The organism is Nocardia sp. CNS-044 (assembly GCF_059570515.1).
On record NZ_JCANSX010000007.1, the window covers coordinates 142048 to 155834 of the forward strand.

The 13787-nt window shown below is 69.0% G+C and carries 11 protein-coding genes; 8 read left to right on the plus strand and 3 right to left on the minus strand.

The features are described 5' to 3' along the window. Positions 1–104 precede the first annotated feature (104 nt). The 7 genes from T333_RS15445 (at position 105) to T333_RS15475 (ending at position 8628) form a co-directional block, all read left to right on the plus strand. Positions 105–827 carry a lysophospholipid acyltransferase family protein gene (locus T333_RS15445; RefSeq protein WP_355004207.1) on the plus strand — a complete coding sequence of 241 codons (723 nt, stop codon included), beginning with the start codon at positions 105–107 and terminating at the stop codon, positions 825–827. 79 nt (positions 828–906) lie between these two features. Further along, positions 907–1560 (plus strand): phosphoribosylanthranilate isomerase, encoded by a 654-nt coding sequence (locus T333_RS15450; protein ID WP_496425306.1) that lies wholly within the window; start codon positions 907–909, stop codon positions 1558–1560. Between the two features lie 126 nt (positions 1561–1686). Continuing rightward, positions 1687–2451: a sporulation protein gene (locus T333_RS15455; RefSeq protein WP_357254751.1), complete on the plus strand. Its 765-nt coding sequence runs from the start codon at positions 1687–1689 to the stop codon at positions 2449–2451. A gap of 86 nt (positions 2452–2537) precedes the next feature. Continuing rightward, positions 2538–4127: an ABC1 kinase family protein gene (locus T333_RS15460; protein WP_496424869.1), complete on the plus strand. Its 1590-nt coding sequence runs from the start codon at positions 2538–2540 to the stop codon at positions 4125–4127. 399 nt (positions 4128–4526) lie between these two features. Next, a complete protein-coding gene (locus T333_RS15465; RefSeq protein ID WP_496424870.1) occupies positions 4527–6083 on the plus strand; it encodes an alkaline phosphatase D family protein in 1557 nt (518 codons plus the stop codon). A gap of 172 nt (positions 6084–6255) precedes the next feature. After that, positions 6256–7533: an FAD-binding oxidoreductase gene (locus T333_RS15470; RefSeq protein WP_355004201.1), complete on the plus strand. Its 1278-nt coding sequence runs from the start codon at positions 6256–6258 to the stop codon at positions 7531–7533. 132 nt (positions 7534–7665) lie between these two features. After that, positions 7666–8628 carry an SDR family NAD(P)-dependent oxidoreductase gene (locus T333_RS15475; protein WP_496424871.1) on the plus strand — a complete coding sequence of 321 codons (963 nt, stop codon included), beginning with the start codon at positions 7666–7668 and terminating at the stop codon, positions 8626–8628. Positions 8629–8689: 61 nt separating this feature from the next. Here the strand turns inward: T333_RS15475 and T333_RS15480 are convergent, their stop codons facing one another. Next, on the minus strand, positions 8690–9106 hold the full coding sequence (locus T333_RS15480; RefSeq protein ID WP_355004199.1) for a cytochrome c oxidase subunit 4: 417 nt from the start codon (positions 9104–9106) through the stop codon (positions 8690–8692). 13 nt (positions 9107–9119) lie between these two features. Beyond that, positions 9120–10172, minus strand: coding sequence for an aa3-type cytochrome oxidase subunit II (gene ctaC / locus T333_RS15485; RefSeq protein ID WP_357254854.1), 1053 nt, complete (start codon positions 10170–10172; stop codon positions 9120–9122). A 427-nt stretch (positions 10173–10599) separates the two neighbouring features. On the opposite strand from ctaC, the gene asnB reads away from it, so the two are divergent. Next, positions 10600–12543, plus strand: coding sequence for an asparagine synthase (glutamine-hydrolyzing) (gene asnB, locus T333_RS15490; protein WP_357254743.1), 1944 nt, complete (start codon positions 10600–10602; stop codon positions 12541–12543). A gap of 177 nt (positions 12544–12720) precedes the next feature. Here asnB and T333_RS15495 read toward each other — a convergent pair whose 3' ends face one another. Continuing rightward, positions 12721–13689, minus strand: a complete 969-nt coding sequence (locus T333_RS15495; protein ID WP_357254741.1) for a carbohydrate kinase family protein — start codon at positions 13687–13689, stop codon at positions 12721–12723. Positions 13690–13787: the final 98 nt, after the last annotated feature.

Below are 13787 nucleotides of genomic sequence, written 5' to 3' on the forward strand. Positions count from 1 at the left end.
TGGTGAGATACACCGCTGGAATTGGATGTGATCTCCAGCCAGCGGTAAAGTCGGCAACTGACGCAGGTTGCCCGCTACTAACCCGGTCCCGGGGGAAGGACGTCATGTTCTACTGGCTGCTGAAGTTCGTGCTCGTGGGACCCTTCATTCGCCTCTACAATCGGCCGACCGTAGAAGGCGTGGAGAACATCCCGGCGCATGGGCCGGCCATCATGGCGGGTAATCACCTATCCTTCGCCGACTGGCTGTTCGCTCCGCTATCGAGCCCGCGGCGCATCAACTACCTCGCCAAGGCCGAGTACTTCACCACTCCCGGCTTCAAGGGTCGCCTGCAGAAGTTCTTCTTCAGCGGCACCGGCCAGTACCCGATCGACCGCAGCGGCGCCTCCGCCGCCGAAGACGCGCTGAACGCCGCGCGCAAGCTGCTCGACGAGGGTCGTCTGGTCGGCCTGTACCCCGAGGGCACCCGCTCCCCCGACGGCCGCCTCTACAAGGGCAAGACCGGCCTGGCCCGGCTCGCGCTCGAAACCGGCGTGCCCGTCATCCCCGTCGCGGTCATCGGCACCAACGAGGTCTCCCCGCCCGGCCCCTTCAAGTGGCGCCGCCGCAAGGTGACCATCAAGTACGGCGCCCCCATCGACTTCTCCCGCTACGAGGGCATGAGCGGCAACCGCTTCGTCGAACGCGCGGTCACCGACGAAGTCATGTACGAACTCATGCGACTGAGCGGCCAGGAATACGTCGACGTCTACGCCCACAGCCTCAAGGGCGTCCCCTCCGGCTCGAAGCCCGAAGCCGCCCGCATCCCCGACACCGCCGCCAGCTGACCTCCCCGAGAACGGCCCCGGAGACCGAAAAGTCCCGGGGCCGTTCTCGTTTCCGCGACGGTATCGTGGCCGCGTGTCGGTGCGTGCGAAGCTATGCGGAATCAGGTCTCAAGGTGATTTGCGGATCGCGATCGCGGCGGGCGCCGACGCGGTCGGTTTCATCGCGGGCGTCACCCACGTCAGCGAGGACGCACTCGACGCCGACCGGGCAGCATGGCTCGCCGGGCAGACGCCGCCGTTCGTCACCAGGGTTCTGGTCACCCATATGGAGAGCGCCGAGGCGATCCTCGCGCTCGCCGAACATGTCGGCGTGGACGCCGTTCAGATCCACGGCTTGGTGACCGACGAGACCGTTCGACAGGTTCGCGCGGCCTCGCCGCACCGGATCATCCGAGCCGTGCACGTCACCGGTCCCGAGGCCGTGGACGCCGCCCGTTCCGCAGCGGCGAATTGCGATGCGGTCCTGCTCGATTCGCGCACGACCGAGCGCCTGGGCGGCACCGGCCGAACCCACGACTGGTCAGTGAGTGCGGCGATCGTCGACGACCTGCGCGGGCTCGGCCGCCCCGTCATCCTCGCGGGTGGCCTGAACACGGCCAATGTCGCCGACGCCATCCGTACGGTCCGCCCCTTCGCCGTCGACGTCAACAGCGGAGTCGAGCACCCCTCCGGCGACAAGTCCCCCGACGCCTGCGCCGACTTCGTCACTACCGCCCGCCGCTCCTTCTCCTGACCTTCCCTATGTTTCGCACACGAGGCGACCTCGTGCGGCGTACGACGGCAGGGCCGCGGATGACGTTGGTCACAGCGCAAGGCAACGACAAGGTGTCGGTAAGGCGGGGCGGGGAGACTGCGGGGCATGTTCAAGAAGTTGTTGGCGGCGGCAGGGGTCGGCGGGGCCGAGGTCGAGACCGAGTTGTTCACACCGGGCGTGCAGCCGGGCGGGGTGGTCGAGGGCGTGGTTCGGCTGCGCGGCGGACAGGTCGGGCAGGACATCGCGCAGGTCGCGGTGGAATTCGTGACCAGGGCCGAGCAGGAGTACGAGGACCACGAGGGCTTGCGCGACATCGCGTTCGGGCGCACCGGGGTGCACGGTCCGCTGCACCTGCCGCCCGGCGCGGTGCTGGATTTCCGTTTCGCGGCGCGCGCGCCGATGGAAACGCCGATCACGTTCTACAACGGCAGGCATCTGCCGGGCACAGTGGTCTCGCTGCGCACGATCGTGGAGATCCACGGCGCGGTGGACGCCGCCGACACCGACCCCATCGGCGTCGGTGCGCTGCCCGCACAGCACGTGCTGCTGGCGGCCGTGGAGCGCTTGGGTTTTCACCTGCGCAGCGCCGATGTGGAGTCGGGCCGGGTGCACAACACGCCCCAGACGTTGCCGTTCTATCAGGAGATCGAGTTCGCCGGTTCGCCGCACTATCCGCGGCTGAACCAGCTGGAGGTCACCTTCATCGCCACCGAGACCGGCATGAGCGTCGTGCTGGAGGCGGACAAGCGCGGCGGCTGGATCTCCGAGGGCCGCGACGTCTTCGACGCGCTGTGGGTCGACTACCAGCGTCTCGAGGGCGTCGACTGGGCTGGAGAACTGCACCAACGCCTGGCACGGCTCGCGCACTGAGGCCTCGTTGGTAGCCTTGTCACGCACAACGTCGACGCGGGACCACGGGTAGGGGTGGTCTTTCTCGGCGTGCGAGTGAGGTGACCATGGCCCGCCGCGACAACGGTGGTCGAATTCTGAAGCTGCCCAGGCGTATCGACGCCGAGCCCGCCGGTGATCCGCCGACGGGCCGACTCGCCCGCACCACGAAGCTGGCCGGTCTACCGGTCGCGTTCGCGGGCAGGCGGGTCGCGGGCGCGGGCAAACGCATGCTCGGCCGTTCCGCCGACGAGGTGAACCGCGAGATCCAGGCGCGGACCGCCCAGCACCTGTTCGACGTGCTCGGCGAGCTCAAAGGCTGTGTGGCCAAGCTCGGGCAGCTGATGTCGCTGTACGAGCTGGCGCTGCCCGCGGATTTCGCCGCGCCGTACCGCGACGCGCTGAACCAGTTGCAGGATTCGGCGCCCGCCATGTTGCCCCCGATGGTGCACGCGGCGCTGGCGGCCCAGCTCGGTCCGGACTGGCGCGGGCTGTTCCTGGAGTTCGAGGACCGGCACGCGGCGGCGGCGTCGGTCGGTCAGGTGCACCGCGCGGTGTGGCACGACGGCCGCCGGGTGGCGGTGAAGGTGATGTATCCCGGCGCGCGCGAGGCGGTGCTCAGCGATCTACAGGCGCTGCGCCAGATCGCGCCGCTGTTCACCGCCTTGCTGCCCGGCGCGGATTCGCGCGCGGTGATCGAGGCGCTGTGCGCCTACATCGGCGAGGAGCTGGACTACGAGATCGAGGCCGCGCACCAGCGCAGCTTCGCCGCGGCCTACGCGAACGACCCGGATTTCGTGGTGCCCGACGTGGTCGCGCAACAGGGCGACGTGCTGATCACCGAATGGCTGGACGGCGTCTCGCTGTCGCGGATGGTCGCGCAGGGCGCGCCGTTCGACCGCGACCGGATCGGTTTGCTCGTGCTGCGCTTCCTGCTCTCCGGTCCGACGAAAGCCGGTCTGCTGTACGGCGATCCGCATCCCGGCAATTTCCGCATCATGCCCGACGGCAGACTGGGGGTCGTCGATTTCGGCGCGTGCGCGCCGTTCCCGCCCGGCTACCTGGAGGCGCTGACCGACATCGCCCGCGCGATCCTCTCCGGCGACCCGACCGACCTGGAGGCCGCGATCCGCCGCCGCGGTTACGTCGAACCGGACCGCGCGCTGGACAGCCACACCGTCCTCGAGCAGCTGGCGCCGATGCGCGACGCCATGCTCGACCCGACCTTCCGCCTGACCACCGACTGGCTGCGCAAACGGGTCTCGGCGACGGTGGACCTGAGCCTGTCCAACGTCATCCGCCAGCTCACCATGCCCGCCGAACACACCCCCATGCTGCGCACCTTCCTCGCCGGCGTGAGCGTGATGTCGCAACTCCAGCCCGAACTGCCCCTGCGCACCGAATGCATCCGCTGGTTCCCGGACGTCACCGCGGCCCTCGGCCTGGACGACGCGAATTCCCCGTGGATGCCGGACCGCCCGACCGAACCGCTGCGCCGAGTACGTCCAGCCGCACCGAGCGCACGACTGTCGGTGGCCCCGCCTGCCCCAACCACCAACCCCACCCGGCCAGCAACCGCGCTCGGCCCCGGGGCACCCACCGCGTGCGGACCTGGCGCTGCCGACGAGCCACCGACCAATCGGCCACCCGAACCCTGAACGCCCAACGCCCAACCGAGCTCGCGGCACCCGGTTGCCCGACGGCCGCCCCCTGACAACCGAGCGCGCCGAGCCGCCCGACTTCAGGCACGCGCCGCCGAACCCAGCAGCCAGGTCTGGCGCTACCGACGAACTGAACAGCCGCCGTCGAAACCGCCGCGTGATGGGCGACCACTACCGACGACCTCGGGCGGCAAACATCCGACCCGAGCCGTGAACGAAGGCCGCCGAATGCGCGCGCGACCGACAGTTGCGCCGATGGCCGCCACCCATGCTTCAGCGCGGCGAACGGCTATGCCGCCCAACCCAGCGCGCCGGGCGGCGACCCCACTCACCTGTTGGCCCCACGGACCACACCCGTTCACCCCGCGTTGAATTCCCTGCGTGAGGGTGAGATCCATGGCTCCCGGTCATTCGGAACTCTCCCGGCGCACCCTGCTGCGCACCTCCGCGCTCGGTCTGGTGGCCGCGCCAGCGCTGGCCGCCTGCGGCACGGACGACGGTCCGGTGCTGGTCCGGCAGCGTCCCACCCTGACGCACGGGGTCGCGGTCGGCGATCCGCGCTCGGACGGCGCGCTGATCTGGGCCCGCTCGGACCGGCCCGCCACGCTGATCGTGGAGACGGCCGCCACCGAATCCTTCGCCGACGCGCGCCGTTTCACCGGCCCGCTGCTCACCCCCGACACCGACGGCACCGGACGCGTCCGCGTCGCCGGTCTCCCTTCCGGCTCGCTGGTGCATTACCGCGTCACCCTCGAAGCCGAGGACGGCGCCACCTCCGAGCCACTGCGAGGCGTGTTCCGCACCGCGCCGACCACCCAGTCCGACATCAGGATTCAGTGGTCGGGCGACGTCGCGGGCCAGGGGTACGGCATCAACCCGGACCTCGGCGGGATGACGATCTTCGCCACCATGGCCGCGCGCGACCCGCACCTGTTCCTGCATTCCGGCGATGTCGTCTACGCCGATGTCCCGCTCCAGGAGTCGGTCACCCTGCCCGACGGCCGGGTCTGGCGCAACACCGTCACCGAGGCCAAGAGCGCGGTCGCGCAGACCCTCGACCAGTTCCGCGGCCAGTACGCCTACAACCTGACCGATCAGAACTATCGAAGGTTCAACTCCTCGGTGGCGCAACTGGTCCAGTGGGACGACCACGAGACGGTCAACAACTGGTTCCCCGGCGGCACCGTCGCCGCGGACAAGGGCTACACCGAACGCAGCATGGACACCCTCGCCACCCGCGCCTGGCAAGCGTTCCACGAGTGGATGCCGCTCGATCCGAAGGAAGCCGTCGACGGCAGGCTGTATCGCAAGATCTCCTATGGCCCGCTGCTGGACGTGTTCGTCCTTGACATGCGCGCCTACAAGGACGCCAACGGCGCCAACACCGCGCCCGAGGGCAGGATCTTCGGTGCGGCACAGACGAAATGGCTGATCGAGGGCCTGCGCGACTCCCGGGCCACCTGGAAGATCGTCGCCAACGACCTGCCGCTCGGCGTGATCGTGCCGGACGGCAAGACCGCGTTCGAGGGTCCCGCCAACGGCGCACCCGACGCGCCCTCGGGCCGAGAAAGCGAGATCGCGCAGGTGCTTTCGGCGATCAAAGCGAACCGGGTGACCGGCGTGGTGTGGCTGACCGCCGACGTGCACTACACCGCGGCGCACCGCTACTCCCCCGGACGCGCGGTGTTCACCGATTTCGACGAGTTCTGGGAGTTCGTCTCCGGACCGCTCAACGCGGGCGCCTTCGGCCCCAACCAGCTCGATCCCACGTTCGGTCCCGAGGCGGTGTTCGTGCACGCGCCGCCCGCGCCGAACACCTCGCCGCTGGACGCCGCCTATCAGCATTTCGGCGAGGTCCACATCGACGGCCGCACCGCCGAACTGACGGTGAATCTGTGCGACGCGACGGGCGCGGTGCTGTTCGCTCAGCGCCTGCCCGCGCCCGGTCGCTGAGCCGCGATCGGAAGCCGATGCGCGCCGTACCGATTCGGGCGTCCGGCGGACCGATTCCCGAGGTGGACGAGATACGCATAACCGCAGGTCGAAGGGGGTTGTCCGGGTGCGAGGAAAGAGCCTCCGACTTCGGGTGCGCACCGAGCGCCAGACTGTGGTTAGCTGTCGTGCCATGAGCACGCCGCAGTCTGTCTCCGCCGAAGAATATCTACCTCGTGACACCGCGGATGTCGTTCGCACGGTGCGGGATTCACGCGGTCGCGCGGAACGTCTGACGGTCCGCGGCGGCGAGCCGCTCGACGACAACCTGACGCTGCCCGATCAGCGCACCGTGGTCTCGCTGCGCCGGATGAACTCGGTGCTCGACATCAACCTGGGTCGTCGCACCGTCCGCGTGCAGGCGGGCGCCAAGCTCTCCGACATCGACCGCCGCCTCGGCGCGCACGGGCTCGGCCTGCCCATCGTCGGCGACCACCGTGACATCACCGCGGGCGGGTTCGCCTCGGTCGGCGGCGTGAGCAGCGCCTCGCACCGGTACGGGCTGTTCATCGACCAGATCGTGGATCTGGAATACGTCGACCCGGACGGGCGCATCGGCACCTGCGGACGCCACCACCACACCGAGCGCTTCCACCGCATCCTCGGCGCGGGCGGGCGAGCGGGCATCATCACCGCGCTCACCCTGGACGCGGTCGACATCGACAAGGACCACACCTGGCTCACCACCGACGCCGACCGGTTCCTCGATTTCGATTCCTTCGTCGAGCACGCGCATTCGGAGATCTTGCGCCCGGGCAACGCGGCGTTGCAGGTCGGCCGCTGGGTCGACACCGCGCCGCTGAAGGTGGCCCGGCCGGTCGGCACCGGCCACGTGCAGCTCGGCACCGTGCGCTTCGGCCAGTGGTCCAGCCTGTACCCCACCACGCCGACCCGTTCGCTGCGCGCGCGCCGCGAGGTCGGCACGCGTACCCGGAAGTCGTTGGGCGCCATCGCCTCGCACGCGGGCGGCAAGGCGGGCATGCCGGTGCGCAACGCCGCGGCGGGCGCGCTGATGTTCGCCCCCAAGGTGCTCACGCTGCGCGACGCGGAATACCTCGCCGACACCGTGATCAGCTCCTCCGAGCGCGGACCCGCCTATCGCGTCGGCATTTTCGCGCCGCTGTCGACCTACGCCTCGGTGTTCTACCGGCTGCACGACCTGTTCTCCGGCCACCGGGAACGCACCGGCTGCTTCACCGTCATCTCCGCGATGACCTACGGCGTACGCTCGACCTACCTGCGGTCCGAGGCGGCCGCGCGCAGTCTGCCCGCCGAGGACCACGGTCTGATCACCTTCACCTGCCGGTTGCGTCCGTCCGCGCTGCCCTCGGAACTGCTGCGCGACATCGTCGCCGGAATCGATGAGATCTGCGCCTCCGAACACGCCATGCGCTACGAATCGGCCGATTAGACTGTGCCGCACCGTATTGGTCGCCGAGTGGTAGCTCCGTAGCCACTCGGCGACCGCGGTCGACTCGGCATTGTCGGCGGGGTGCCGATGGGTTCGTTCAGCATGTCATCGGATGCGAAGGTAGCTGTATCGATGCTCGAATTCCGCCCCGCCCCGGCCCGTTTCGTCGAACGCAAACTCCGCGCGTCAGCATCGCGCGCCGAACAATCCAGCAGCCGCCGAAGCGGCGCGGACCGGCCCGGTAGAGATCGGCTCGGTACGAATCGGCCCGATACAGACCAGCCCAGCACGGATCGCCCCGCCGGGAAGCACACAGGCGCAGACCAATCCCTCGCGGGCAAGCGCGTCCTGGTCACCGACGCCTGCTCCGAGGTCGGCCGCGCCACCGCCGCTCTCTTGGCCGACCGGGGCGCCCAACTGCTACTGGTCGCCCGGCGCGGCGACCAGCTGATCACGACCTGCGCGGAGATCACGTCCGCGGGCGGTCGGGCGCACTGGTTCCGGTGCGACATCTCCGCGCTCGGCGATGTCGACCAGCTGGTCACCTGGGTGCTCACCGAGTTCGGCTCGGTCGACGTCCTGGTGAACAACGCGGGTCGCCCACAGCACCGCCCGGTCGTGCAATCCCTGGACCGCTTCCGCGACTATCAGCGCATGATGGCGGTCAACTACTTCGGCCCGCTGCGGCTGACCCTCGGCCTGCTGCCAGCGATGCTCAATTCCGGCTCCGGCCACGTCGTGAATGTCGGCCCGGCGCACCACAACGCCACGGCGGCAGCCAGTTTCGCCTCCTACGCGAGTTCCCAAGCCGCGTGGACCACCTTCGCCGAGTGCGCCGAGGCCGAACTCGGGTCACACGGCATCCAGGTCACCGCGATCGACTATCCGGCCGTGCACTCCGATCGCGCCGCGGCCGGAACCGAGGTGGCATTCGCCGACCAGTACGACCGCGACCCCGCCGAAGTCGCCCGCGCGGTCGAGACCGCCATCACCGCCCGCGACGAGGAACACCCGCGCCTCGCCCGCACCTTACGCGGCCTTGCGGGCGTCGCGCCCCGCTCCACCACTCGCCTTCGGCACGCTTTCGGCCTCTGAGGTCTCCCGGGAACAGCAAAGCGCCCCACCGGAAATCCGGTGGGGCGCTCGGTGCTTACGCTCAGTGCTTCTCGGGACCGAGGTGGTACTCGAACACCAGGCCCGCGGCCGCGGCGAGCACACACAGCACGCCGACCGCGATCAGCCACGGCTCGAAGAAGGCCAGGCCAAGGGCGGTGACCGAACCGGCGGCCGCCAGGGTGATGGGCCAGAAGCTGCCCGGCGAGAAGAAGCCGAGGTCACCGGCGCCGTCCACGATCTCGGCGTCCTCGTAGTCCTCCGGACGCAAATCCAGGCGACGGGCGACGAACCGGAAGTAGGTGCCGACGATCAGCGACAGGCCCGCGGTCAGCACGATCGCGGTGGTGCCCGCCCACTCGACGCCGGTGCGCGACTGGGCGGTGAAGAAGCCGTACACCACGCCCACGATGACGAAGAACACCGTGAGCAGTTCGAAAATGCGCGCTTCGATCTTCATGTCAGATCAGTCCTCACTTGGTCTCGGGCGCGGCCGCGCTCTTGACCGAGCGGTCGGTGTTGAACGGCCGGGTGGAGGTGGCGACGGGGGACTCACCGATGGCCTCGAGCGCCTGGGCATTGGTCTTACCCGCGCGACGCTCGTCCAGGTACCGGGTGAACTTCTCCGGCGAAACGGCGCGGACCTCGAAGTTCATCATCGAGTGGAAAGTACCGCACATCTCGGCGCAGCGGCCGACGAACGCGCCTTCCTTCTCGATCTTGGTGATCTGGAAGACGTTGTCCGACTGGTTTTCCTTCGGGTTCGGCATCACGTCGCGCTTGAACAGGAACTCCGGCACCCAGAAGGAGTGGATCACGTCGGCGGCGGCGAGCTGGAACTCGATGATCTTGCCGGTCGGCAGCACCAGGACCGGGATCTCGCTGCTGGAGCCGACGGTCTCGACGGTGTCGTAGTGCAGGTAGGAGAGGATGTCGTTCTCCGGCTTGCCATGCACCGGGCCCGGCTGCGGGTGACCGTCCTTGGTCCGCTCCTCGTACTCCGCCAGCTGCGCCTGCGCGGCGTCCTCGCGAACAGAGTCGATGCCGTTGAACTGGTAGCCGTCCTTGAAGTCGACCTCGCGGTAGCCGAACTTCCAGTTCCACTGGAAGGCGGTGACGTCGACCGTCACGTCCGGGTTGTCGACCTTCTCGTGGACGTAGTTCTGCACGACCACGGTGAAGTAGAACAGCACGGCGATGATGACGAAGGGGATCGCCGTGTAGGTCAGCTCGAGCGGCACGTTGTAACCGGTCTGCCGCGGGAACTCCGGGGAGTCCTTCTTCTTGCGGTGGAACGCGATCGTCCAGAAGGTCAGACCCCAGACCAGCACACCCATCGCCAGCGCGGCGACGACCGACCAGGTCCACAGCTCCCGCATCCGGGTGGCCTGCGGCGTGACACCGGAGGGCCAGCCGAACCGCAGCCAAACATTGTCGATCGAGCAGCCCGAGACGAGCATCGCGGTGATCCCCAAGGACACCGCCAGCCCGGCCCGCCGAAGGACGCGGCCCTGCCGACCCTTCACGGGTCGTGCCCCGATCTCTTCGCTCGCCTTGTGCGCCACGCTCACGCCTTCCTGGTCGCCACACATTCCGACAGTGCGCCGCCGGGGCCGCGATCGCCCTGACGACACTTTCCAAGCACATGTCAGGCCGTCTCGACTCCGCGCACGCGTCGCCTGAGAATGGCCTGAGTACTACGCAGCGTAGACCAAACCGGCGTCCTCCTTGTCGTCGGGTCGCCCTCGACACTCCGCCGGGGCGGGGGCGAGGGCGGTCACCAGCGCATCCGCGCAGGACAGGACGCGCGCGCCGCGCGGATCCCCCGCGTGCGGCATACTCGGACACAATATTTCGGCCCGCGGTGTGCGTGGCGCGCGCCGCAGCTCCCCCAGCCATTTCGGACGCCCGGACGGGTGGCGTCCCCACCGGAGAAACGAGGTTGCCGACACCGTGTGCGGACTGCTCGGATTCCTGACATCTGACGCGGCGACATCCGACGTGGTCGACCAGGTCTACAACGCGCTGCACTGCATGCGCCACCGCGGCCCCGACGAGCGCGGCACCTGGCACGACGACCACCTCGTCGTCGGCTTCAACCGCCTGTCGATCATCGATATCGAGCACTCGCACCAGCCGCTGCGCTGGGGTCCCGCCGAAAACCCGGAGCGCTACGCGCTGACCTTCAACGGCGAGATCTACAACTACATCGAGCTGCGCGAGGAACTGGCGGCGGCGCACGGCGCCGAGTTCCCGGACGGGAAGATGTTCGCCACCGAGGGCGACAGCGAGGCGATCGTCGCGGCCTTCCACTACTGGGGCGCCGACGCGGTGCGGCGACTGCGCGGCATGTTCGCCTTCGCGATCTGGGACACCGAGACCAGCGAGCTGTTCCTGGCCCGCGATCCGTTCGGCATCAAGCCGCTGTTCCTGGCCACCGGCCCCGGCGGGACGGCCTTCGGCAGCGAGAAGAAGAGCCTGCTCGACCTGCTGCCCGCGCTGCGGTCGTCCGACGAGCTCGACCCGCGCGCGCTGGAGCACTACACGGTGCTGCAGTACGTCCCGGAGCCCGAGACGCTGCACAAGGGCATCCGGCGGCTGGAGTCGGGCACCTACGCCACGGTCCGTCCCGGTGCGGAGCCGAAGATCACCCGCTACTTCCGGCCGTCCTTCAAGGTGCGTCCGTTCGCGGCGGGTTCGGAAGCCGCCCGCTATCGCGAGATCGCGGCGGCACTCGAGGACTCGGTCGCCAAGCACATGCGCGCCGACGTGACGGTCGGGTCGTTCCTGTCCGGCGGCATCGACTCCACCGCGGTCGCGGCGCTGGCCATGCGGCACAACCCGAAGCTGATCACCTTCACCACCGGCTTCGAGCGCGAGGGCTACTCCGAGGTGGACGTGGCCGCCGAGAGCGCCGAGGCGATCGGCGCTCGCCACATCGTGAAGGTGGTCTCCCCCGCCGAATTCGCCGCCGCCATCCCCGAGATCGTCTGGTACCTGGACGACCCCGTGGCCGACCCGGCGCTGGTTCCGCTGTACTTCGTCGCCAAGGAGGCGCGCAAGCACGTCAAGGTGGTGCTCTCCGGCGAGGGCGCCGACGAGCTGTTCGGCGGATACACCATCTACCGGGAGCCCTTGTCGCTCAAGCCTTTCGAGTACCTACCGAAGGGTGTGCGCAAGCTGGCGGGCAAGCTGTCCGAGCGCATTCCGGACGGCACCCGCGGCAAGAGCCTGCTGCACCGCGGCTCGCTCACGCTGGAGGAGCGCTACTACGGCAACGCCCGCAGCTTCAACGACGCCCAGCTGCGCGCTGTGCTGCGCGAGTTCCGCCCGGAGTGGACCCACCAGGACGTCACCGCCCCGCTCTATGCCCAGTCCCGCGGCTGGGACCCGGTGGCGCGGATGCAGCACCTGGACCTGTTCACCTGGTTGCGCGGCGACATCCTGGTCAAGGCCGACAAGATGACCATGGCCAACTCGCTCGAGCTGCGGGTGCCGTTCCTGGACGCCGAGGTGCTGAAGGTCGCCGAGCAGCTGCCCTTCGAGCAGAAGATCACCAAGGAGACCACCAAGTACGCGCTGCGCCAGGCGCTGGAGGGCATCGTGCCCCCGCACGTGCTGCACCGCGCCAAGCTGGGCTTCCCGGTTCCGCTGCGGCACTGGCTGCGCGGCACCGAGCTCTACGACTGGGCGCAGGTGCAGATCGCCGACTCGCAGACCGACCACCTGCTGGACAAGGCCGCGATCAAGACCATGCTCGACGACCACCGCGCCGGTCGTTCCGACCACAGCAGGCGGCTGTGGACGCTGCTGGTGTTCATGGTGTGGCACGGCATCTTCGTCGAGGATCGGATCAAGCCGGAGATCCAGGAGCCGGTGTACCCGGTGTCGCTGTAGGCCCGCGCGAACGCGCGCGGTGTAAAGCCCCGAATACGACAGCGCCCCTCGGTAGACCGAGGGGCGCTGTGCTGTACGGCCGGAGTCCGGCGTCATCCGATGGGCAACGCAGCCTGGTGCTGCGACGGGGATTTGTCCGATGCGGCCGCCTTTCGACGGACGGCCGCTAGGCGACATTCAGAGCAGCGGCTTGATCTCGGCGGCGGCTTCCGCGCCGTACGCCTGGGTGAGGCGCTCGAGCGCGTCGTCCTTGTTGAGCGTCCACTCCTGGGTGCCCATGGTCTCCAGGACCAGGACCGCGACCAGCGACCCGAGCTGGGCGGAGCGCTCCAGGCTCAGTCCGGCGGTGTGGCCGGTGAGGAAGCCGGCGCGGAAGGCGTCGCCGACACCGGTCGGCTCGACCTTGGTGCGCTCGGGGACCACGCCGACGTGGATCTCGGTGCCGTCGTTGTCGACGATCTGCACACCGTCGCCGCTGAGCGTGGTGATCCGGATGCCGACGCGCTTGGCGACCTCGTCCTCGCTCAGTCCGGTCTTCTGCAGCAGCAGCGCCCACTCGTATTTGTTGGTGAAAAGGTAAGCGGCGCCGTCGATCAGGCGCACCGCCTGGTCGCCGTCCAGGCGGGCCAGCTGCTGAGAGGGGTCGGCCGCGAACGGGATGCCGAGCTCGCGGCATTCCTCGGTGTGGCGCAGCATCGCCTCGGGATCGTTGGCGCCGACGAGCACCAGATCCAGCCGCTTCGTCTCGGCGAGTTCGGCCAGGGAGATGTCGCGAGCCTCGCTCATCGCGCCGGGGTAGAAGGACGCGATCTGCGCCATGTCGTCGTCGGTGGTGCAGACGAACCGGGCGGTGTGCGCGCGATCGGAGATGTGCACGGTCGAGCAGTCGACGCCGTGCCGCTCCAGCCAGGCGCGGTAGTCGGCGAAGTCGGCGCCGACCGCGCCGACCAGCAGCGGCTCGCGGTTGAGCACGCCCATGGCGTAGGCGATGTTGCCCGCCACGCCGCCGCGGCGGATCTGCAGGTCGTCGACGAGGAAGCTCAGCGAGACATGGTCGAGCTGATCGGCCAGGAGCACATCGGCGAACCGTCCGGGGAAACGCATGAGGTGGTCGGTCGCGATGGACGCGGACACGGCGATAGACACGAGGCTGAGCCCTTCAACGGTAGGCGGCAGGCGGTGGAAGCGGAGATCGAGATCCCGCTCCCACCGTAGCCGATCCGCGGTGCGCTACAGAGGCACTG